At 62.6% G+C, this 23,281-nt stretch carries 9 protein-coding genes and 3 rRNA genes; 8 read left to right on the top strand and 4 right to left on the bottom strand.

The features are described 5' to 3' along the window. Positions 1-8: 8 nt before the first annotated feature. The gene (glgP, locus tag AC1MCA_RS06560; protein WP_479802080.1) at positions 9-2,627 is read right to left on the bottom strand and encodes an alpha-glucan family phosphorylase; all 2,619 of its coding nucleotides are present in this window, start codon (positions 2,625-2,627) and stop codon (positions 9-11) included. Positions 2,628-2,779: 152 nt separating this feature from the next. Here glgP and AC1MCA_RS06555 point away from each other — a divergent pair, with 152 nt between their 5' ends. The 7 genes from AC1MCA_RS06555 (at position 2,780) to AC1MCA_RS06525 (ending at position 17,433) form a co-directional block, all read left to right on the top strand. Continuing rightward, positions 2,780-4,861 (top strand): alpha-1,4-glucan--maltose-1-phosphate maltosyltransferase, encoded by a 2,082-nt coding sequence (locus tag AC1MCA_RS06555; protein ID WP_479802078.1) that lies wholly within the window; start codon positions 2,780-2,782, stop codon positions 4,859-4,861. Then, a complete protein-coding gene (gene treS, locus AC1MCA_RS06550; protein WP_108599398.1) occupies positions 4,858-6,654 on the top strand; it encodes a maltose alpha-D-glucosyltransferase in 1,797 nt (598 codons plus the stop codon). The genes AC1MCA_RS06555 and treS overlap by 4 nt, the downstream gene beginning before the upstream one ends. 1 nt (position 6,655) lies before the next feature. Further along, positions 6,656-10,354 (top strand): 1,4-alpha-glucan branching enzyme, encoded by a 3,699-nt coding sequence (locus AC1MCA_RS06545; RefSeq protein ID WP_479802076.1) that lies wholly within the window; start codon positions 6,656-6,658, stop codon positions 10,352-10,354. A gap of 490 nt (positions 10,355-10,844) precedes the next feature. Beyond that, positions 10,845-12,367: ribosomal RNA gene (locus AC1MCA_RS06540) — 16S ribosomal RNA — on the top strand. A 543-nt stretch (positions 12,368-12,910) separates the two neighbouring features. After that, a 23S ribosomal RNA gene (locus AC1MCA_RS06535) occupies positions 12,911-16,047 on the top strand. 249 nt (positions 16,048-16,296) lie between these two features. Then, positions 16,297-16,413, top strand: a 5S ribosomal RNA gene (gene rrf / locus AC1MCA_RS06530). The 16S, 23S and 5S rRNA genes sit together here, the layout of an rRNA operon. Positions 16,414-16,938: 525 nt before the next feature. Continuing rightward, complete coding sequence (locus tag AC1MCA_RS06525; protein WP_479802074.1) at positions 16,939-17,433, top strand: SRPBCC domain-containing protein; 495 nt, start codon at positions 16,939-16,941, stop codon at positions 17,431-17,433. Positions 17,434-17,450: 17 nt separating this feature from the next. Here AC1MCA_RS06525 and AC1MCA_RS06520 read toward each other — a convergent pair whose 3' ends face one another. Both AC1MCA_RS06520 and AC1MCA_RS06515 read right to left on the bottom strand, forming a co-directional pair. Beyond that, complete coding sequence (locus AC1MCA_RS06520; RefSeq protein WP_479802072.1) at positions 17,451-18,503, bottom strand: LacI family DNA-binding transcriptional regulator; 1,053 nt, start codon at positions 18,501-18,503, stop codon at positions 17,451-17,453. Further along, on the bottom strand, positions 18,503-20,230 hold the full coding sequence (locus AC1MCA_RS06515; RefSeq protein ID WP_479802070.1) for a glycoside hydrolase family 13 protein: 1,728 nt from the start codon (positions 20,228-20,230) through the stop codon (positions 18,503-18,505). Before AC1MCA_RS06515 ends, AC1MCA_RS06520 begins: the two co-directional genes overlap by 1 nt. Positions 20,231-20,436: 206 nt before the next feature. Between AC1MCA_RS06515 and AC1MCA_RS06510 the strand changes: the two genes are divergently transcribed. Then, complete coding sequence (locus tag AC1MCA_RS06510; RefSeq protein ID WP_479802068.1) at positions 20,437-21,807, top strand: FAD-binding oxidoreductase; 1,371 nt, start codon at positions 20,437-20,439, stop codon at positions 21,805-21,807. Positions 21,808-21,839: 32 nt separating this feature from the next. On the opposite strand, the gene AC1MCA_RS06505 is transcribed toward AC1MCA_RS06510, so the two are convergent. Beyond that, positions 21,840-23,258, bottom strand: a complete 1,419-nt coding sequence (locus tag AC1MCA_RS06505; RefSeq protein WP_479802066.1) for a DUF4032 domain-containing protein — start codon at positions 23,256-23,258, stop codon at positions 21,840-21,842. Between the last annotated feature and the right edge of the window lie 23 nt (positions 23,259-23,281).

Here is a 23,281-nt window from a genome sequence, read left to right as displayed (position 1 = left end):
TGGCGCGATCAGGCGTTTACGATCAGCCCCAGCTCAGCCTTCGAAGCAAGTGCCTCGTGGCGGGGCAGGACGCGGACCGTGTAGCCGAACGGGCCCGAACGGTCGATCACCAGGGAGCCGCTGAACAGATGGCGGCCGTTGCCGAGGTCCTCCTTGGGCTGCAGATCCATCACGGTGATGTCGGCCAGGGTGTCACTTTCCTCGGCCCGTCCATAGGCAACCTCCACTGACACATCCTCCGGTGTCAGGGTGTGAAGTGCCACGTAAGCGTTGACCTGAAGGATGTCGCCGATCTGCGGGTCTTCGGATACGCCCACGGAATCCACGTGCTCCACATGCAGCAGCGGCCATGCGGAGCGCACCTTCGCGGTCCAGGCCGCCAGGATGCGGGCCTGGGCGTAGGAATCAGCGACGGCGCGGCGGCCCGCTTCCGCTGCGGGACGGTAGAGGACGTTGACATAGTCGTGGAGCATACGTTCGGCTGATACGGCCGGCCCCAGGTGGGACAGCGTGTGCTTGATCATGGAGACCCAATGCGTGGGGACTTTTTCGGTCCCGGTAGTCGAGGGGCCCGCAGCCCCGGCGCTTTCGGACACGGTGCTGCCGTAGAAACGAGGAGCTACCTGCGTTTCCAGCAGCTCATACAGCGCGGCCGCCTCGATGTCGTCGCGTTCCTCGGGGGAGGCGTCGTTGTTGGCGGTGGGGATCGCCCAGCCGTTCTCGCCGTCGTACATTTCATCCCACCAGCCGTCCATCACCGAAAGGTTCAGGGAACCGTTGATGGCGGCCTTCATACCCGAGGTGCCGCAGGCTTCCAGTGGACGGAGCGGGTTGTTGAGCCACACATCGCAGCCCGGGAAAAGGGTCCTGGCCATGGCGATGTCGTAGTTGGGCAGGAAGGCGATCCGGTGCCGGACCTCGGGATCGTCAGTGAAGCGGACCAGGTCCTGGATCATTTTCTTTCCGGCGTCATCGGCCGGGTGGGATTTTCCGGCAATCACCAGCTGGATGGGGTGCTCCGGATGCAGGAGCAGGGCCTTGAGCCTGGCCGGCTCGCGCAGCATCAGGGTCAGGCGTTTGTAGGTGGGGACACGGCGGGCGAAGCCGATGGTGAGCACGTCGGGGTCCAGCACGCTGTCCGTCCAGCCGAGTTCGGCGTCGGCGGCACCGCGCTTCTTCCAGGCTGCCCGGAGGCGGCGGCGGACGTCATCCACCAGGGCGGAGCGCATTTCGCGGCGGAGCGCCCACACATCGGCGTCGCTGACGTTGTAGGCAAGGTCCCAGCGGCCCATGGTTTCAGCCTCGGCGCCGAACTGTTCGCGGGCCAGCTTGGAGATGCGCCCGTCAACCCAGGTGGGCACGTGCACGCCGTTGGTGACGGACGTGATGGGGACTTCGGAGTGGTCGAACCCGGGCCACAGCGCCGAGAACATACCGCGGGAGACTTCGCCATGGAGTTTGGCAACGCCGTTGGCCCGTTGCGCGAGCCGCAGGCCCATGACAGCCATGTTGAACACCGACGGGTTGCCGTCGGCGTAGTTTTCCCGGCCGAGTTCCAGGATCCGGTCCACCGGGACCGCCGGCGCAAGCCCGGCCTGGAAGAAGTGCTGGATCTGGGAAATCTCGAAGCGGTCGATGCCGGCCGGGACGGGGGTGTGGGTGGTGAAGACCGTGGAGGCCCGGCCCGCGGCGAGTGCTTCGTCGAAGCTGAGGGCGGCTTCTCCGGCCATCAGCTCCTGGATCCGCTCGATTCCCAGGAAACCGGCGTGGCCCTCGTTGGTGTGGAAGACCTCCGGCGCGGGGGTACCGGTGAGCTGCTGATACGCACGCAGCGCCTTGACCCCGCCCATGCCCAGCAGGAGTTCCTGCTGGAGGCGATGGTCCCCGCCGCCGCCGTAGAGCCGGTCGGTAATGCCGCGGGCGGCGTCGTCGTTGCCCGGGACGTTCGAGTCCAGGAGCAGCAGGGGAACGCGCCCGACATCGGCACGCCAGATGTGTGCCAGGAGCCGGCGGCCGTTGGGCAGCGGCAGCGAGATCTGTACAGGCCGGCCGTTGCCGTCTCCGGACGGCTCACGGAGCAGGGTCAGGGGGAGGCCGTCCGGGTCAAGGACCGGGTAGGTTTCCTGCTGCCAGGCGTCGCGGGAGAGTGACTGCTTGAAGTAACCGGCCTGGTAGAGGAGGCCCACGCCGATCAGTGGCACGCCCAGATCGGAGGCGGCCTTCAGATGGTCGCCGGCCAGGATGCCCAAACCGCCCGAGTACTGCGGCAGGACCTCCGTGATGCCGAACTCGGGGGAGAAATAGGCGATGGCTGCCGGGGCGTCCTGGCCCAGGGTCTGGTACCAGCGGGGCTCGTCCAGGTAACGGTCCAGATCCGCCGCGGCGGCCCGGACCTTTTCAACGACTGCCTGGTTTGCGGCGAGGCTTTGGAATTCCTCACGGCTGACCCGCCCGAGGAAACTGATGGGGTCCTGCCCGCATTCCTCCCAGATCCGGGGGTTCAGCCCCGCGAACACATCACGCGTGGGCCGGTGCCATGACCAGCGCAGGTTGGTCGCCAGCCGGGCCAGGGGCCTGATGGGTTCCGGGAGAACAGTTCGGACGGTAAATCTGCGGATTGCCTTCACCTGCGCCACACTAACCGACAACCAGGACAGCCGGAACTGCTTTGGCTTTCTTTTAGGTAAATGACAGTTGACGTGTCGGAAAAGTCGAATCGGCGGTGGAAAAACATGAGCAGGCTTAGCAATCTGGACCATTTCTCGCTAACGTCGAGCATGTGACGACTAACTCAGGAACCACCGCCTCTTCAAAGAAAAAGCCGAAAGGCAAAATCACCGACGGGCTAAGGTTTGGCCGTTTTCCGATCACCGCAGTGCAACCAGTGGTGGACGACGGAAAATTTCCTGCCAAGGCTTTGCCCGGGGAGGGGATTGTGGTGGGCGCCACCGCTTTCCGGGAAGGGCACGATCAGCTCGGCGTCTCCGCAGTACTCCTTGATCCCCGTGGAAAGGAGCGCCAGCGCGTCAGGCTGGCGCCGCCCCGGGGGGAACGCGGAATGGGGACCGACCGCTGGGAGGGCGTCCTCACGCCGTCGTCCGTTGGAAACTGGACCTTCTTCATTGAGGCCTGGCACGACCGCTACGGAACCTGGCACCACAACGCCGAGGTCAAGGTAGCCGCCGGCATCGACGTCGAGCTGATGCTCGCCGAAGGCTCGGCCCTGCTGCTGGACGCAGCCGACGACGTCTTCCGCACTGCGGCGGACCGGCGCACCCTTCGTATGGCGGCGGCAGTCCTTGCGGACAGGTCCCTCAGCGAGGAGGAACGCCTCGGCGCCGGATTCGGCCCGGATGTGGCGGCCATTGTGGACCGCCAGCCCATCCGTGAACTGATCACCGTTTCCCAGCAGTACCCCCTGCTGGTCGAACGCGACCTTGCAGGCCGCGGCGCGTGGTATGAGTTCTTCCCCCGCTCCGAGGGCGCCGTGCGGGACCACAACACCGGCGAGTGGACCTCCGGCAATTTCCGGACTGCGGCGAAACGGCTGGACGCGGTGGCGGACATGGGCTTCGACGTGATCTATATGCCGCCCATCCACCCCATCGGCGTCCAGCACCGAAAGGGGCCCAACAACACGCTCATTGCGGGTCCTCACGATCCCGGCTCACCATGGGCCATCGGCGCCAAGGAAGGTGGCCACGACGCCATCCACCCGGACCTGGGCACCTTCGAGGATTTTGATGCCTTTGTGGCCCGGGCGAAGGAGCTTGGGCTGGAAGTCGCACTGGACCTGGCACTGCAGGCCGCGCCGGACCATCCCTGGGTTCAGTCGAACCCTGAATGGTTTACCACCCGGGTTGATGGCAGCATCGCTTACGCGGAAAACCCGCCGAAGAAATACCAGGATATTTTCCCGCTGAATTTCGACAATGATCCCGAGGGTCTTTCCAAGGAAATCCTGCGGATCGTCCTGTTGTGGGTCAGCCACGGCGTGAAGATCTTCAGGGTTGATAATCCGCACACGAAGCCTGTGTGGTTCTGGGAGTGGCTGATCGCCCAGGTTAACAAAAAGGCACCGGGCGTCGTGTTCCTCGCTGAGGCGTTCACCCGGCCTGCCATGATGCATGCACTGGGCCGGGCCGGCTTCCAGCAGTCCTACACCTACTTCACGTGGCGGAACACCAAGAAGGAACTGGAAACGTACTTCAACGAGGTCAGCCACGAGTCGTCGGCGTACTTCCGGCCCAACTTCTTCGTCAACACCCCGGACATCCTCACCGAATACCTGCAGTTCGGCGGCCCGGCGGCCTTCAAGATCCGGGCGGCCCTGGCCTCCACCGCCAGCCCGCTGTGGGGCGTCTACGCCGGCTACGAACTCTACGAGCATGTTGCCCGCCCCGGCGCGGAAGAGTACATCGACAACGAGAAGTTCGAGTACAAGGCCCGCGACTGGGACGCTGCCGCAGAATCCGGCCGCACCCTGGCGCCCTACCTGACCAGGCTCAACGCCATCCGGCACGCCCACCCGGCGCTGCAGGACCTGCAGAACCTCACGGTCCACCACAGCACCGATGACGCCACAGTCGTGTACTCCAAGCACAAGACGCTGCCGGACGGCACCAAGGACACCATCATCGTGGTGGTCAACGTTGATCCGCACGGCATCAGGGAAAGCACCGTGTCGCTTGATCTTGCCGCCCTCGAACTTGACCCGGAAGACCTCTCGCCCAACGGCGGCTTCCTGGTGGAAGACCTCATTTCCGGAGAATCCTGGGAATGGGGCGAATACAACTACGTCCGCCTGGACGCACACGTCGAACCCGCACACATCCTGAGCGTGAGGAGATTGCATCAGTGAGCTTTAACCCGCAGAGTTCCAGTCAGCATTTCACCCCTAAGGGCACCTTTGAGCTAAATGCCCCTGGTCTGCCCCATGATCCGCTCTGGTATCGGAAGGCCGTGTTCTACGAGGTGCTGGTCAGGGCCTTTGCGGATGCCAACGGCGACGGCTCCGGCGATTTCAGCGGCCTGATCGACAGGCTGGACTACCTCCAATGGCTGGGGGTGGACTGCCTGTGGCTCCCGCCGTTCTTCCAGTCGCCGCTGCGTGACGGCGGCTATGACATCTCCGACTACAACTCCGTCCTGGACGAGTTCGGCACCATCACCGACTTCAAAAGGCTCGTGGCCGAGTCCCACGCCCGTGGGGTCCGGGTCATTATCGACCTGCCACTGAACCACACCTCGGACCAGCACCCCTGGTTCCAGGAATCGCGGAAGGACCCTGACGGTCCGTTCGGCGACTTCTACGTCTGGAGCGATACGGACGAGAAGTACCAGGACGCGCGCATCATCTTCGTGGACACCGAGGAGTCCAACTGGACCTTCGATCCCATCCGCCGGCAGTTCTTCTGGCACCGCTTCTTCGGCCATCAGCCTGACCTGAACTTTGAGAACCCGAAAGTCATCGAGGCCCTCTTCGATGTGGTCCGTTTCTGGCTTGACCAGGGCATCGACGGGTTCCGCGCGGACGCCATACCCTACCTCTTCGAGGAGGAGGGGACCAACTGCGAAAACCTGCCCGCAACGCATGACTTCCTCCGGAAGCTGCGGGCCATGGTGGACGAAAGCTACCCCGGCCGCGTCATCATCGCCGAGGCCAACCAGCCGCCCAACGAGGTTGTGGAGTACTTCGGCACCGCGGAGGAACCGGAATGCCACATGGCTTTCCACTTCCCCATCATGCCGCGCCTCTACTACGCGCTGCGGGACCAGAAGGCTGCTCCCATCATCGAGACCATGCAGGACACTCCCGAGATCCCCGAAGGGGCCCAGTGGGGGACCTTCCTGCGGAACCACGATGAACTGACCCTCGAAATGGTCACCGCCGACGAGCGTGCAGCAATGCTGGGCTGGTATGCGCCCGATCCCCGGATGCGTGCCAACATCGGTATCCGCCGCCGCCTGGCGCCCTTGCTGGACAATTCGCGGGCGGAGATCGAACTGATCAACGCCCTCCTGCTGTCCCTGCCGGGCAGCCCCTTCCTGTATTACGGGGACGAAATCGGCATGGGCGACAACATCTGGCTCGAGGACCGCGACGCCGTCCGTACCCCCATGCAGTGGAATCCGGACCGGAACGCAGGGTTCTCCCACGCGGACCCAGGCAAGCTGTACCTCCCCGTGATCCAGTCGCTGGTGTACAACTACTCCATGGCCAACGTGGAAGCCGAAGCCGCCCACTCCGGTTCCCTGCTCCGCTGGACCCGGCAGATCCTGAGCGTACGCAAAAACCACCCGGCGTTCGGGCTGGGTGCGTTCAAGCATGTGGAAGCAGATCACGACTCCGTTGTGGCATATCTGCGGGAACTCTCGGATGACAACACCGCTGGGGAGGACGGCGAGACCATCCTGTGCGCCTTCAACCTCTCCCAGCACCCGGTCGCAGCCAAACTCAAGATTCCCCAGTTCGCCGGCCGCGGACTGCGTGATGTCTTCGGGGGCCAGCCGTTCCCTGGGATCGACGGTGACGGAACCCTGACCCTGACCCTGGGAAGCCACGACTTCTTCTGGCTGCGGATCCGTTCGGCAACCTCGAATCCGTCCTCGCCCTACACGCAGGCACTTCCCATCCTGTCCATCGAGAACTGACATGAACGAACCCACCCTTACTGCCATGTTGGTCCCTGTCCTGCGCGAATGGCTTCCGCGCCAGCGTTGGTTCCCGGTGAAGACGGCCGACTTTGCGCTGGAACAGGCGGGAAGTCTGAGGCTTGAGGACGTGTCAGGGCAGGCACGGCTGGAGGTTTTCCTGCTGGCCGTTTCATACCGCACGGCCGACGGCGGCAACCGGACGGACGTCGTCCAGGTTCCTTTGTGTTACCGGGAGTTCCCGCTCGCCGGAGCTGAGCGGGGACTGGTGGGTCGAAGGCCTGATGCCGGGATGCCTTGGATCTACGACGCCGTATATGACCCGTCCTTTGTGGCCGCGTGGCTGGAGCTGATCCGGTCAGGAGGGTCGCGCCCCGGTTCGGCGACGGGCCACAGCACCCGGTCGGACCACCGCCTGCCGACGGCCAATGGTGTCGTCAAGGTCCTCTCCGGAGAGCAGTCCAACAGCTCAGTCATAGTGGACGACGGCGAGTCGGCGGCTATTGTGAAATTCTTCCGGGTCCTGTCCGAAGGAGTGAATCCCGAGGTTGAGGTGGGAGCGGCGCTGACCGCCGTGGGCACCTCCGAAGTGCCGGCCACGCTTGGCTGGGTGCGCGGAGAATGGACCGTCCCGTTTTCGCAGCCACCGGGCCAGTTGCCTTCAGCTTCCCGGCAGGTCCAGGGCGAGCTGGCCGTGGCCCACGAATTCCTCGCCGGCGGCCGTGATGCCTGGCGCCTCGCGGTGGACGCCGCCCGCACCGGAACTGACTTCACCGCCGAGGCACACGGCCTTGGTGCCGCAACGGCAACTGTCCACCGCAGGCTGGCGGACGCTCTCGGCACCAGCGGTGAGTCTGTTCCGGGCGGGATCATTGCCCCCGGAGTAGCCCAACGCGTCCGGCAGGCATGGGCGGAAGCCGGTGCCGCCGTCGGGCCTTACGACGCAGAGTTGAACACGCTTCTTGGTGAGCTTGACGGCGTCCCGGCCGGCCCGCTGCAGCGGATCCACGGCGACCTGCACCTTGGCCAGATCCTCCAGGTCCCGGGCCGGGCCGATGAGCCTGGCCGCTGGGCCATCCTCGATTTTGAAGGCGAGCCGCTGCGGCCCATCTCCGAGCGGAACTTCCCTGACGTCCCGCTCCGTGACGTCGTGGGGATGCTGCGGTCCTTTGACTACGCCGCGGGCGCGGCCGAACGGGAATACCAGGGCGCCCACGTTCCCGCCTCCTGGGTGGACGATTGCGCGGATGCGTTCCTTGCCGGCTATGCCGCTGTCACTCCCGGCACGATCGACCGCGCCTCACCGCTCTTTGTGGCATTGTGGCTGGACAAGGCGCTCTATGAAGTGGTTTATGAATTGCGGAACAGACCCGACTGGCTGGCCATTCCTGCGAATGCGTCCAGACGGCTCCTCAGCGGTAAAGGCCCCGGCGATCATGCCGAGGCAGCAGCGGAAGGTATTAACATGACAGGCTCAGCACGTACAGACAGGCCCGGTGTGCCGCTCCACGTGGACGCGGACACGCTTGCCCGGGTGGGCAACGGGGAACACCATGCGCCGCACTCGGTACTCGGCGCCCATCTGGACGACCACGGACACGTGACTGTCCGGACGGTGAAGCACCTCGCAGAAGAGGTCAGCGTCGTGACCGCCGCCGGTACCGTTCCCATGACCCACGAAGCCAACGGTGTGTGGGTGGCGGTGCTGGAGCCGCTCCAGGCCGGCCATGTTCCTGACTACCGGCTGGAAGTTACCTACGCGGGTGCCGCACCCCAGACCATGGACGAGCCCTACCGCTACCTGCCCACCGTGGGAGAAGTGGACCTCCACCTCATTGGCGAAGGCCGGCACGAGAAACTCTGGGAAGTGCTGGGCGCACACGTCCAGCACTACAAGTCCTCCCTCGGTGACGTGGACGGTGTCTCCTTTGCCGTGTGGGCCCCGAATGCACAGGCTGTCAGGATCAAAGGCGACTTCAACGCCTGGGACGGCCGCGAAAATTCGCTCCGCTCGCTGGGCTCCTCCGGTGTGTGGGAAGTCTTCCTGCCGGGCGTTTTAGCAGGGGCGTGCTACAAATTCGAAATCAAGACCAAGAGCGGCTATTGGGTTGAAAAGGCTGATCCGCTGGCGTTCGGTACGGAGGTCCCGCCTCTGACCGCGTCCAGGGTGGTGGAGCCGTCCTACGCTTTCCAGGACTCCGAGTGGATGGAAGCCCGCGCCCAGCGTGATCCCCACAATTCGCCGATGAGCGTCTATGAAGTCCACCTCGGATCCTGGCGCCTCGGCCTGGGCTACCGCGAGCTGGCCAAGGACCTGGTGGAGTACGTCAAGTGGCTCGGATTCACGCACGTTGAGTTCATGCCGGTGGCCGAGCACCCCTTCGGCGGCTCCTGGGGCTACCAGGTCACGTCCTACTTTGCGCCCACCTCACGGTTCGGCCACCCTGACGAGTTCCGGTACCTCGTTGATGCCCTCCACCAGGCCGGAATCGGCGTTCTGCTGGACTGGGTCCCGGCGCACTTCCCCAAGGACTCCTGGGCCCTGGCCCAGTTCGACGGCGAACCGCTGTACGAGCACGCCGATCCAAACCTCGGCGAGCACCCCGACTGGGGAACGCTGATCTTCGATTTCGGCCGGACCGAGGTGCGCAACTTCCTGGTGGCCAACGCCCTCTACTGGCTTGACGAGTTCCACATTGACGGCCTCCGGGTGGATGCCGTGGCGTCAATGCTTTACCTGGACTATTCGCGGGAAGACGGCCAGTGGTCGCCCAACCGTTTCGGCGGCCGGGAGAACCTGGAAGCCATGTCGTTCCTGCAGGAAGTCAACGCCACCGTCTACAAGACCCACCCGGGAGCGGTGATGATCGCCGAGGAGTCCACAGCGTTCCCCGGCGTAACCGCCCCCACCAGCCACTCCGGGCTCGGTTTCGGCCTGAAGTGGAATATGGGCTGGATGCACGACTCCCTCAAGTACATCTCCGAGGACCCGGTCAACCGCAAGTGGCACCACGGTACGGTGACGTTCTCGATGGTGTACGCCTTCACTGAGAACTTCCTGCTGCCCATCAGCCATGACGAGGTAGTGCATGGCAAGGGCTCCATGCTCCGGAAGATGCCGGGGGACCGCTGGCAGCAGCTGGCCAACCTGCGTGCCTTCCTGGCGTACCAGTGGGCGCACCCGGGCAAGCAGCTCATCTTCATGGGCACCGAATTCGGCCAGGAAGCCGAATGGTCCGAACAGCATGGCCTCGACTGGTACCTGGCCGATATCCCCGCCCACCGCGGGATCCAGCTCCTCACCAAGGACCTGAACGAGCTGTACAGCTCGACGCCGGCGCTCTACACCCGGGACAACGAGCCCGGCGGCTTCCAGTGGATCAACGGTGGCGACGCTGACCATAACGTCCTGAGTTTTGTCCGTTGGGACAAGGAAGGCAGCCCCCTGGTGTGTGCCATCAACTTCTCGGGCGGACCGCATGTGGGCTACACCCTGGGAGTTCCGGCCGCCGGCGCGTGGACCGAAGTCCTCAATACAGACGCGGCGGCCTACGGCGGATCAGGTGTCCTGAACGCCGGTCAGCTGACTGCGACGGGCGAAGGGCGGGACGGCCAGCCGGCATCGCTGACCGTAACGCTTCCGCCCCTGGGGGCGGCGTACTTCAAGCCCGCCACCAAGGCGGCAGGAATACTGCAGTAGTGTGAGCCCGCTCTCTTAAATTGGCGGCAAAAAGCCCGGAATCCCTTGAGATTCCGGGCTTTTTCGTCAAACGGGCCTTGGGTGTCAAGGGGCTCTCGGGGGTCCCGGTGGCCATCCCGCCAAAGTGGTGGTAGAGTTTATTTCCGCGCTGCTCCACGGAGTCAGACCGAAAAAACCGACACGGAAGCCCTCAGGGCAGAGCGAGTCGGGATGCGGATTTGACAAGATGGAAGACAGTCGGTAAGTTTGAAAAGTTGCTCCGGAGCGATCCACGGCTGAGAAGTGTTGTGGTGGTGCCGGGTGTGTCTGTTGTTTGAGAACTCAATAGTGTGCCAAGTTTGTTGATACCAATTGTTTTATTGATTGGTTGTTTTGGCCAGGCCTGTCCACCCCGTGGATTGTGGTCTGGTTTTTACAGCTGGTTTCAAATTTTGCAGCCGTTTTGTCCCGTTTTCCCGGGGCTGGTGGTTGTGTTCGTTTTTGTTTTACTTCAACGGAGAGTTTGATCCTGGCTCAGGATGAACGCTGGCGGCGTGCTTAACACATGCAAGTCGAACGATGAAGCCAGCTTGCTGGTGGATTAGTGGCGAACGGGTGAGTAACACGTGAGTAACCTGCCCTTAACTCTGGGATAAGCCTGGGAAACTGGGTCTAATACCGGATATGACTCCTCATCGCATGGTGGGGGGTGGAAAGCTTTTTGTGGTTTTGGATGGACTCGCGGCCTATCAGCTTGTTGGTGAGGTAATGGCTCACCAAGGCGACGACGGGTAGCCGGCCTGAGAGGGTGACCGGCCACACTGGGACTGAGACACGGCCCAGACTCCTACGGGAGGCAGCAGTGGGGAATATTGCACAATGGGCGCAAGCCTGATGCAGCGACGCCGCGTGAGGGATGACGGCCTTCGGGTTGTAAACCTCTTTCAGTAGGGAAGAAGCGAAAGTGACGGTACCTGCAGAAGAAGCGCCGGCTAACTACGTGCCAGCAGCCGCGGTAATACGTAGGGCGCAAGCGTTATCCGGAATTATTGGGCGTAAAGAGCTCGTAGGCGGTTTGTCGCGTCTGCCGTGAAAGTCCGGGGCTCAACTCCGGATCTGCGGTGGGTACGGGCAGACTAGAGTGATGTAGGGGAGACTGGAATTCCTGGTGTAGCGGTGAAATGCGCAGATATCAGGAGGAACACCGATGGCGAAGGCAGGTCTCTGGGCATTAACTGACGCTGAGGAGCGAAAGCATGGGGAGCGAACAGGATTAGATACCCTGGTAGTCCATGCCGTAAACGTTGGGCACTAGGTGTGGGGGACATTCCACGTTTTCCGCGCCGTAGCTAACGCATTAAGTGCCCCGCCTGGGGAGTACGGCCGCAAGGCTAAAACTCAAAGGAATTGACGGGGGCCCGCACAAGCGGCGGAGCATGCGGATTAATTCGATGCAACGCGAAGAACCTTACCAAGGCTTGACATGGACTGGAAATACCTGGAAACAGGTGCCCCGCTTGCGGTCGGTTCACAGGTGGTGCATGGTTGTCGTCAGCTCGTGTCGTGAGATGTTGGGTTAAGTCCCGCAACGAGCGCAACCCTCGTTCTATGTTGCCAGCGCGTTATGGCGGGGACTCATAGGAGACTGCCGGGGTCAACTCGGAGGAAGGTGGGGACGACGTCAAATCATCATGCCCCTTATGTCTTGGGCTTCACGCATGCTACAATGGCCGGTACAAAGGGTTGCGATACTGTGAGGTGGAGCTAATCCCAAAAAGCCGGTCTCAGTTCGGATTGGGGTCTGCAACTCGACCCCATGAAGTCGGAGTCGCTAGTAATCGCAGATCAGCAACGCTGCGGTGAATACGTTCCCGGGCCTTGTACACACCGCCCGTCAAGTCACGAAAGTTGGTAACACCCGAAGCCGGTGGCCTAACCCCTTGTGGGAGGGAGCTGTCGAAGGTGGGACTGGCGATTGGGACTAAGTCGTAACAAGGTAGCCGTACCGGAAGGTGCGGCTGGATCACCTCCTTTCTAAGGAGCACCTACAACCATCCTGCCGGATGTATGTCCGTGTGGTGGGGTTGTCAGGAGTATATGCCCGTTGCGCAGACGATTGTTCTGCGGCGGGTGCTCAAGGGTGGAATATCAACAAGTAGCGGCCGCGTGTTTTTTGTCCCGTCCAGTACGGATGTCCTGTTGTGGTTTACCACGGCCGGTGTCCTGGAACGGTGGGGTGGGGAATGGGTGGTTTAGTGTTTGGCACACTGTTGGGTCCTGAGGCAACAGGGCCGGGTTCTTCCCTGATGGGGAGGGGTTCGGGTTTGTTTGTTTCTGGTTTCCTGGCTGCACCGATCATGCATGTTGGTCCCTTTGGGGGTTGTGTGTGGGGTGTGTGGTATGGGGTTGTTGTTTGAGAACTACATAGTGGACGCGAGCATCTTTTATAAGAAGCAATTTCCAAGAATATGAACCTGGATCTGTCCGGGCGTCTGTTGCTGTGGCCTTTGGGTTGTGGTGGTGGTGTCCGGGTGGTTTTCGTGGTTCTCTCGAAAATTAGTTTTTTTGATCTTTTGTGGTCAAGTTTTTAAGAGCACACGGTGGATGCCTTGGCATTAGGAGCCGAAGAAGGACGTAGGAATCTGCGATAAGCCTGGGGGAGTCGATAACCGGACTGTGATCCCAGGGTGTCCGAATGGGGAAACCCCGCCAGACGCGCGAGTGATCTGGTGACCCGCATCTGAACACATAGGGTGCGTGGAGGGAACGCGGGGAAGTGAAACATCTCAGTACCCGCAGGAAGAGAAAACAATAGTGATTCCGTTAGTAGTGGCGAGCGAACGCGGATCAGGCTAAACCGTTCCATGTGTGATAGCCGGCGGGCGTTGCATGGTCGGGGTTGTGGGACTTTCCGTACTGTCTCTGCCGGGACAGTGAGGTGTGATGTGCAGGCATAGGTGAACGGTCTTGAAAGGCCGGCCAGAGAGGGTGTGAGCCCCGTAACCGAAATGTTTTGTGCCGCCTGGAGAGTATCCCAAGTAGCACGGGGCCCGAGAAATCCCGTGCGAATCTGTCAGGACCACCTGATAAGCCTAAATACTCCCTAATGACCGATAGCGGACCAGTACCGTGAGGGAAAGGTGAAAAGTACCCCGGGAGGGGAGTGAAACAGTACCTGAAACCGTGTGCTTACAATCCGTCGGAGCAGCCTTTGTAGTTGTGACGGCGTGCCTTTTGAAGAATGAGCCTGCGAGTTAGTGTTACGTCGCGAGGTTAACCCGTGTGGGGAAGCCGTAGCGAAAGCGAGTCTGAATAGGGCGTTGCAGTGGCGTGATCTAGACCCGAAGCGAAGTGATCTACCCATGGCCAGGTTGAAGCGACGGTAAGACGTCGTGGAGGACCGAACCCACTTCAGTTGAAAATGGAGGGGATGAGCTGTGGGTAGGGGTGAAAGGCCAATCAAACTTCGTGATAGCTGGTTCTCCCCGAAATGCATTTAGGTGCAGCGTTGCGTGTTTCTTACCGGAGGTAGAGCTACTGGATGGCTAATGGGCCCTACAAGGTTACTGACGTCAGCCAAACTCCGAATGCCGGTAAGTGAGAGCGCAGCAGTGAGACTGTGGGGGATAAGCTTCATAGTCGAGAGGGAAACAGCCCAGACCACCAACTAAGGCCCCTAAGCGTGTGCTAAGTGGGAAAGGATGTGGAGTTGCGAAGACAACCAGGAGGTTGGCTTAGAAGCAGCCATCCTTAAAAGAGTGCGTAATAGCTCACTGGTCAAGTGATTCCGCGCCGACAATGTAGCGGGGCTCAAGTACACCGCCGAAGTTGTGGATTTCAGATAGTAGCCAAGCCGCCCACTTGTTGGGTTGGTTCAGGCGTCTGGAGTGGTAGGGGAGCGTCGTGTGGGCAGTGAAGTCGCGGTGTAAACCAGCGGTGGAGCCTACACGAGTGAGAATGCAGGCATGAGTAGCGAAAGACGGGTGAGAAACCCGTCCGCCGAATGATCAAGGGTTCCAGGGTCAAGCTAATCTGCCCTGGGTAAGTCGGGACCTAAGGCGAGGCCGACAGGCGTAGTCGATGGACAACGGGTTGATATTCCCGTACCGGCGAAAAACCGCCCATGCTGAACAGGGGATACTAACCGCCCGAGACCTGCCCGATCACCCTTGTGGTGTGAGGGTTTTGATGGAGCGCGGGACCTGATCCTGGGAGGCAAGCGTATTAACAGGTGTGACGCAGGAAGGTAGCCAAGCCGGGCGATGGTTGTCCCGGTCTAAGGATGTAGGGCGAACGGTAGGCAAATCCGCCGTTCATGATGCCTGAGATCTGATGGGACCCCCGTTTGGGGGGATTTGGTGATCCTATGCTGCCGAGAAAAGCATCGACGCGAGGTTTTAGCCGCCCGTACCCCAAACCGACACAGGTGATCAGGTAGAGAATACTAAGGCGATCGAGAGAATTATGGTTAAGGAACTCGGCAAAATGCCCCCGTAACTTCGGGAGAAGGGGGGCCCCAACCTTGATGGACACTTGCTGTCCGGAGGGGATCGGGGCCGCAGAGACCAGGGGGAAGCGACTGTTTACTAAAAACACAGGTCCGTGCGAAGTCGCAAGACGATGTATACGGACTGACTCCTGCCCGGTGCTGGAAGGTTAAGAGGACCGGTTAGCCTCACGGCGAAGCTGAGAATTCAAGCCCCAGTAAACGGCGGTGGTAACTATAACCATCCTAAGGTAGCGAAATTCCTTGTCGGGTAAGTTCCGACCTGCACGAATGGAGTAACGACTTCCCCGCTGTCTCAACCATAAACTCGGCGAAATTGCAGTACGAGTAAAGATGCTCGTTACGCGCAGCAGGACGGAAAGACCCCGAGACCTTTACTATAGTTTGGTATTGGTGTTCGGAGTGGCTTGTGTAGGATAGGTGGGAGACGTTGAAGCCCGGACGCCAGTTCGGGTGGAGTCATCGTTGAAATACCACTCTGGTCACTTTGGACATCTAACTTCGGCCCGTAATCCGGGTCAGGGACAGTGCCTGATGGGTAGTTTAACTGGGGCGGTTGCCTCCTAAAAAGTAACGGAGGCGCCCAAAGGTTCCCTCAGCCTGGTTGGCAATCAGGTGTCGAGTGTAAGTGCACAAGGGAGCTTGACTGTGAGAGAGACATCTCGAGCAGGGACGAAAGTCGGGACTAGTGATCCGGCGGTACATTGTGGAATGGCCGTCGCTCAACGGATAAAAGGTACCTCGGGGATAACAGGCTGATCTTGCCCAAGAGTCCATATCGACGGCATGGTTTGGCACCTCGATGTCGGCTCGTCGCATCCTGGGGCTGGAGTAGGTCCCAAGGGTTGGGCTGTTCGCCCATTAAAGCGGTACGCGAGCTGGGTTTAGAACGTCGTGAGACAGTTCGGTCCCTATCCGCTGCGCGCGCAGGAAATTTGAGAAGGGCTGTCCTTAGTACGAGAGGACCGGGACGGACGAACCTCTGGTGTGTCAGTTGTACTGCCAAGTGCACCGCTGATTAGCTACGTTCGGATGGGATAACCGCTGAAAGCATCTAAGCGGGAAGCTCGCTTCGAGATGAGATTTCCATACACCTTGTGTGTGAGAGGCCCCCAGCCAGACCACTGGGTTGATAGGCCGGATGTGGAAGCGAGGACTAACGACTCGTGAAGCTGACCGGTACTAATAGGCCGATAACTTACACCACACACCACCCCGCAAACGGATTCAAAAGCGTTTGCACCACGGGGTCGGTAAAAAGATAAACAAGACTGCTTGCGTCCACTATGTGGTTCCCAACCAACAAACCCGTCACACGGTAAGTTGCACAGGAACCAACAACTGAATAACAACACCACAGCTCCAACCAAAAACTGGAGCACAGTTGTAACCACAAATTTTCCCACCCCAAGCCAGGCCCAAACAAACAGGGCCCGGACGGGTGCGGAGCAAGGGTTACGGCGGTCATAGCGTGGGGGAAACGCCCGGTCCCATTCCGAACCCGGAAGCTAAGACCCACAGCGCCGATGGTACTGCACCCGGGAGGGTGTGGGAGAGTAGGTCACCGCCGGAACATCATTCAAGGCCAGGCCCCGACACACACGTGTCGGGGCCTGACCCATTTAAACAACAACACCCACCACACACCCACACCACCCACGCCAGCCCCAAGCAACCGGGGAACCCTCTGGCAGTACCTGCACCGATTCTCCCAACGCCCAGGCAGCACCCGCACGAACCCAGGGAACCCTCTGGCACTCCCTGCGCCGATCTTCCCAACGCTGTAGCAGCACCCGCAGAAAGTCCACGACCCCACGCCAGCCACACACCGCCGTCGGACCTTACCAGGAACTTTCCCCGAAGGTCGCTGATGACCAGACAGAGCGCTCCTTCAGACGGTGCAGGAAGTGAGAGAGCGTCCGCCCAAACGGTGCAGCAACTGCCAGAGCGTCCACCCAAACGGTGCAGCTACTGCCAGAGCGTTCCCTCAAACTGTGCAGCTACTGCCAGAGCGTCCGCCCAAAAGGTGCAGGTACTGCCAGAGCGTGCCCCAGGCGGTGCAGGAGGAGGGAGGGCCGGCGGCGTAGAGTTGGCGTCCATGGATAACCTTTTCAGCCACGCGAAGGCGTCGATCCCCGAAGACAACGAGGCAGGGGCAGAGCCCGATCCGGTGATCTCGACTGTGGTGGTGCCGGGGCCGGTTGCGCAGACCTTTGCTGGTTTCACCGACCACACCCATCTGTGGTGGCCGATGGAATCCAACAGCGTGTTTGGTGCGGGCTCCTACGTTGAGTTCGAGGACATTCTCATCCTGGAGACGGCTGACGATGGCAGGACGGCCGTCTGGGGCACCATCGACGACTGGCAGCCGCCGCTGTCCTTCCACGCCTCCTGGCACCCCGGCACAACGGCCCTGTGGTCCACCGAGCTGAGAGTCGCCTTCCGCGCCGTTGCCGAGGGCACAGAGGTGCGGCTGGTCCAGGATGGCTGGGAGGGTGCCGAGGATCCGGCTGCAACCCGGATGGCTGCCGCGGGCAGCTGGCCGGTGGTGCTGGACCGGTTTGTTCGATTTATGGGCGGCCAGGCGGCCTAGCCCGACGGCCAGGCGTCCTAGCCCTGCGAGGGCGGTACGGCTGTGCTGGAGCGGACCAGGAACTCCGTGGGGTATTCGTGGTCGGTGGCCGCGGGAGCCGGTGCGGTGAGCCTGGTACCGGGCTTGGCGCCGTCGTCGAGCGTTTCCAGCAGCATGCGGGCTGCGAGGGCGCCCTGGCCGCGGGCATCCTGGTTGATGGTGGTGAGTCCAAAGACTTCGCCGAGTTCGTGACCGTCCATGCCGATCACGGACAGATCCTGGGGCACGCGCAAACCGAAATCGCGGGCGGCGAGGATGGTACCGATGGCCATTTCGTCGGACGCGGCAAACACTGCGGTGGGACGCTCGGACGCCGTGGCCAGGAGGTTGCGGGCCCTCGCATACGCGCCCTGGATGGTGAAGTCCGCGGAGACCTCCCATTCGGGCCTGACGGCATGCCCGGCGTCCGCCATCGCCGCTTCGAAGCCGGCCTGGCGGAGACCAGGGAGCTTGAAGTCCCTGTTCAGCTCGGCGTCGCCCGTTATGTGTGCGATGCGGGTGTGCCCCAGCCCGATCAGGTGTTCAGTGGCTGTTCGGGCGAGGCGGGCGTCGTCAATCCTGATGGTCGATGCCCCGGCCAGCGCTCCGCCGATGCCCACAATGGGCCGGCGGATAGCCAGCAGCTGCTTGATCTCCGCCTCGCTGAGGACCAACGCCACCGCGATGACGGCATCGAGCCGTTTGCGCAGCAGGAAGTCAGCCAGGACGCTTTGGCGCCGTGCCGGCTGGTCGCCCACGTTGTAGAGCGTGAGGTCGTAGCCTGCATCCAGCAGGGTGGCGGACACCCCTTCAACCACCGAAGAGAAGTACCAGCGGTTGATAGTGGGCACAACCAGCCCTACATTGTGGCTCCGGCCGGAGGCCAGGCTGGAGGCATGGTAGGAAGGAATGAAGCCGAGCTCGTCGGCGGCTGCCTGCGCCAGCTGCCGGCTTTTCGTGGAGACGTTCGCCTTGCCGCTGAGTGCCCGCGACACTGTGGCGATGGAGAGCCCGGCGCGGTCGGCAACGTCCTTGATGCCCGCAAGTCCCACTATTCTGAGTCGCCTCCGTCAATCCGCAGCCATGCGGTCTCCCCGCTTGCCAGGAAGCGGCTCGAACCGGATTCCGCGCTGCGGAGCAGCATCCGGCCAACGGGCAGTTCGAGGGGCTCATGGTTGAGGTTCATGACCACCAGCGTAGCGCCGTTGAGGTAGGCCAGGGACGAACCGCTGCACCAGTCTTCGACCCACGCCAGGGATCCGCTGCCCAGGCCCAGTTCGCGGCGCAGGGCCAGCATGTTCCGGTAGAGGGAGAGGTGCGACGACGGCGATGCGGCCTGCGCGTCCCGCGCCAGTTCCGTGAAGCTCGGGGGAAGGGGGAGCCAAGGGTCCTGGCCGGAGCCGAAGCCGAGGTGCCGCTCTTCGGCGCGCCACGGCAGGGGCACCCGGCAGCCGTCGCGGCCAAGGCGTTCCCCGCCGGTGCGCGCGAACGTTGGATCCTGGCGCAGGTGCTCGGGGATGTCGATGCCGTCCGGCAGGCCGAGTTCCTCTCCCTGGAACAGGTAGGCGGCACCCGGAAGCCCGAGCATGAACATGGAGGCGGCAGCGGCGCGGCGCCTGCCAAGGCCGGTGTCCGGCTGGGGATCGGCCGGGCCGATCCCGTCACCGTCGCGGGGGCCGTGGCCGTTGTAGCCGAAGCGGGATGCATGCCGCACGACGTCGTGGTTGGAGAGCACCCAGGTACTGGGTGCGCCCACGCCGTTCAGGACTGTCAGGGAATCGGTAATGACACCCCGGAGACGGTGAACGTCCAGGCCGGCATGCAGGTACGGGAAGTTGAAGGCCTGGTGCATTTCGTCGGGCCGGACCCAGTGGGCCAGTCGGTCCAGGTCCACGCTGGCTTCCGCACACAGGATCCTGTCAGGCCCGTACTCGTCAAGGATCCTGCGCCAGGTCCGGTAGATGTCGTGGACGGCCGGCTGGCCAAACATAGGAGCCTCATGGCCGGGGAAACCGTCAGAGCTGCCGCCGTCGGCCCTCCCGCCCCAGGCAGGCAGGCCGGGAGCCTTGACCAAGGCGTGGGCAACATCCACCCGGAAGCCTGAGACGCCGCGGTCCAGCCAGAAACGGAGCACCCGCTCAAATTCGGCGTGGACAGCGGGGTTGTCCCAGTTGAAGTCCGGCTGGGACGAATCAAAGAGGTGCAGGTACCACTGGTCCGGCTGGCCGTCAGGGGCAATGACCCGCGTCCAGGCCGGTCCGCCGAAGTGGGACTGCCAGTTGTTCGGCGGCTCATGGCCCTCGAAGCCGGTTCCGTCGCGGAAGATGAACATATCCCGCTCAGGGCTTCCTGCCGGCGCGGCAAGGGCCGCCTGGAAAGCCGAATGCTGGTCCGAGCAGTGATTGGGAACAAGGTCCACAATGACGCGCAGGCCCAGGCGGTTGGCCTCGGCCATCATCACGTCGAAGTCCTGCAGGGTCCCGAAGATCGGATCCACATCGCAGTAGTCGCTGACGTCGTAGCCTGCGTCGCGCTGCGGTGACCGGTAGAACGGGGACAGCCAGACGGCGTCGACGTCCAGGTCTGCCAAATGCGGCAGTTCCTCCGTGATTCCCGCAATGTCCCCGATGCCGTCCCCGTTGAGGTCGCGGAACGACCGCGGGTACACTTGGTAGATGACGGCGGAGCGCCACCAGCCCGGAGCCTTGTCAGCGGCGTGGATGAGGGTGAGGGGACCCGTCAGGGCCGGTGTGGCGGAGATCACTGTATCTACAGACATGGGAGCCAGCTTAGACGCGCCGAGCCCAAAAACTGAAAACGCTTCCAGCGTGTTTCTTCGCGCCATGGGCGTAGTCGTGGAAGAGTGCGCCTCTGACCTGTGGAAACGGTTGCAGGAATGCGGGCCGACACATTACCCCTGAGTAACGTCATGCGGGCGCAACCTAGACTGGTACAAACATTTGCGACGACGGAACTGGAGGCTGCGTGGGCAGCATAGGTGAAGAGCTGGTGACCGCATTTGGCGGCGGGCAGGTCAGTACGGAACCGGACGTATTGGCCAAATACGCGGTGGACCAGGCCCCCATACTGGATTTCCACTTGCCGGAAGCCGTGGTCTTTGCCCGCTCCGTCAGCGACGTCCAGGACCTGGTCAGGCTCTGTGCCGCGAACGGCGTTTCGGTCGTAGCCCGCGGGGCTGGCACCGGCGTTTCCGGCGGGGCGCACGCCAGCAGGAACTCCGTGATCCTGTCCCTGGAACGAATGAACCGCATCCTTGAGCTGAATCCGGACGACGAGACCGCCGTCGTCGAACCCGGGGTGGTCAACGCTGCCCTGAACGAAGCGGCGGCCGCCTACGGCCTGATGTATGCCCCGGATCCGGCGAGCTTCCGCACGTCAACCATCGGCGGCAACGTCGCCACCAATGCCGGCGGCCTGCGCTGCGCCAAGTACGGGGTTACGAGGGACTCGGTCCTGGCGCTGGACGTGGTGCTGGCCGATGGTTCGCTCATCCACACCGGCCACCAGACGTTCAAGGGCGTGGCCGGCTACGACCTCACCGGGCTGTTCGTCGGTTCCGAGGGGACGCTGGGGATCGTCGTGGGGGCAACAGTGAGGCTCAAGTACCTGCCCCGCGACGTGCACACCATCGCCGCGTTCTACCCGGACTTCCGGCAGGCGGCCGCAGGGGTCCTGGCCGTTGGCAGGGCACGGGTGCAGCCGGCCATCATGGAACTGCTCGACGGCGGCACGCTCGCCCAGCTGGATGCGCTTCACGGCTCCGATCTGAGCTCCCGTGGCCTTTCGCTGCTCCTGATCCAGACAGACGGGTTCGGGGCCGAGGCGGAGGCCGCCGTCGTCCGTTCAGTCCTTGCCGCCGGCGGTGCCGTGGTCAGCACGGAATCCACTGCGGAGGCCGAGCAGCTCGTGGAGCTGCGCCGGAACAGCCGCGGCGTGGAGGTGGATGACGAATACCGGGTGGGCGAGGACGTGGCCGTCCCGCGGTCGCGCCTGGTGGACTACATCGCCGTTCTGGAGGGATTGGCCGCCACGCACAGCGTGAGCCTGAAGGTGGTGGCCCATGCAGGGGACGGTAACCTCCACCCCACCTTCTGGATCGACCGGGAGGGCGAGGCCGTGGATGCAGGCGCGATGGACAGGCTGAACCTTGCGCTGGACGGCTCTGTGACGGCTGCCCTGGAGATGGGCGGCACCATCACCGGCGAGCATGGGATCGGACAGTACAAGCTGCGCTGGCTCGGCCTGGAGCAGTCGGAACCGGTCCGGGAACTCCAGCGCAGAATCAAGGACCTGTTCGACCCGGCCGGCATCCTCAACCCCGGGAAGGCGATTTAGCGCAGCCGGGTTAACTGCTGGACTGGGGGCTCTCAGTCGTCGACGTCCGGGTATTCGTCGATCGATTCGTCGGCGCCGTACCTGGACTCTTCGGTCTCCACTTCCAGGATCTTCAGCAGCCCGGTGTCCGGGTTCAGCATGATCGCGGCCTCGTCCCGGCGGTGGCGCAGGATGGAATCGATGTAGGACTGCACCGCCTCCGCGAGCGGGATGTGCCGCTCCTGCTTTTCGGACATGTACCAGCGGTGTTCGAGGACCTCGTGGACCGCTTCAGCAGGCTCCAGCTTGCGGGAAAGGTCCCGCGGGATGGAGCGCACAATGGGCTCGAAGACCTGGCTCACCCAGAGGTGGGCGCTGTATTCCTCGTCCATCTCCGGGTTGTTGTCCGCGCGGAAGGTGTCCATGTCATTGAGCAGCCGCCTGGCCTGGTTCTCCTGGGCGTCGAGCCCGGTGAGGCGCAGGAGCCGGCGCTGGTGGTGGCCGGCGTCCACTACTTTGGGCTGGAGCTGGATGGTGGAACCGTTCTGGGTGGTCTTGATCGCGTATTCCTCGACGTCGAAGCCGAGCTCGTTGAGCCGCCGGATCCTGGCACCAACGCGCCACCGTTCGCCAAGTTCGAAGGACTCTTTTTCGGTCAGCTCGGCCCACAGGCGGCGGTAGCTTTCCATGATGAGTTCGCTGGTGGCCACGGGGTCCACCTTTTCCTCGATGAGGCCGCCGTCCAGGAGGTCCATCAGTTCGCCGGCAATGTTGACCCGGGCGATCTCGAGATCGTACTCGCGCTGGCCGGTGGAGAGGTCTGGGTAGAGCTCACCGGTCTCGGCATCCACCAGGTAGGCGGCGAACGCGCCTGCGTCGCGGCGGAACAGCGTGTTGGAGAGCGAGACGTCGCCCCAGTAGAAGCCGATGAGGTGCAGCCGCACCATCAGCAGGGCCTGGGCGTCGATGAGCCTGGTCAGGGTGTCCTTGCGCAGCATCTGCGAAAACAGGGCGCGGTAGGGCATGGAGAACTTCAGATGCCGCGTGACCAGGACGGGGTTCAGCGGACGGCCGTCCAGGGTGGTCCGGCCGGTGATGACCGCCACCGGGACGACGCAGGGGACATCCAGCCGGGCCAGTTTGCGGAGCATGTGGTATTCGTGGCGGGCCACGTGCTCGGAGGTCTCCTTGATGGCAATGACAGAGCCGCCGAGGTGGGCGAAGCGCACAATATGGCGGGAGATACCGCGGGGCAGGGCTGCCAGGTTTGCCGCCGGCCAGTCCTCCAAAGCGATGTGCCAAGGCAGGTCCAGGAGTTCGGGCTCGGCTGCGGCGGCCGTGATGTTCAGCGAGCTGGAGACGGCGGCAAGTTTGGAGTCGTTGGCGCTGGCTGCCTCAAACCGCGGCAGTTTGCCCACCTGTGCATAGTCGGTGGGTTCGTCGTGCCACTGTGCGCTGTTTTCATCGGTCATAGGTCAATTCTTCCGTACATTGG

This window comes from Arthrobacter sp. BK1 (genome assembly GCF_056680055.1).
The sequence above is the reverse complement of the archived record's forward strand: the minus strand, read 5'-3'. Positions and strand labels throughout refer to the sequence as shown.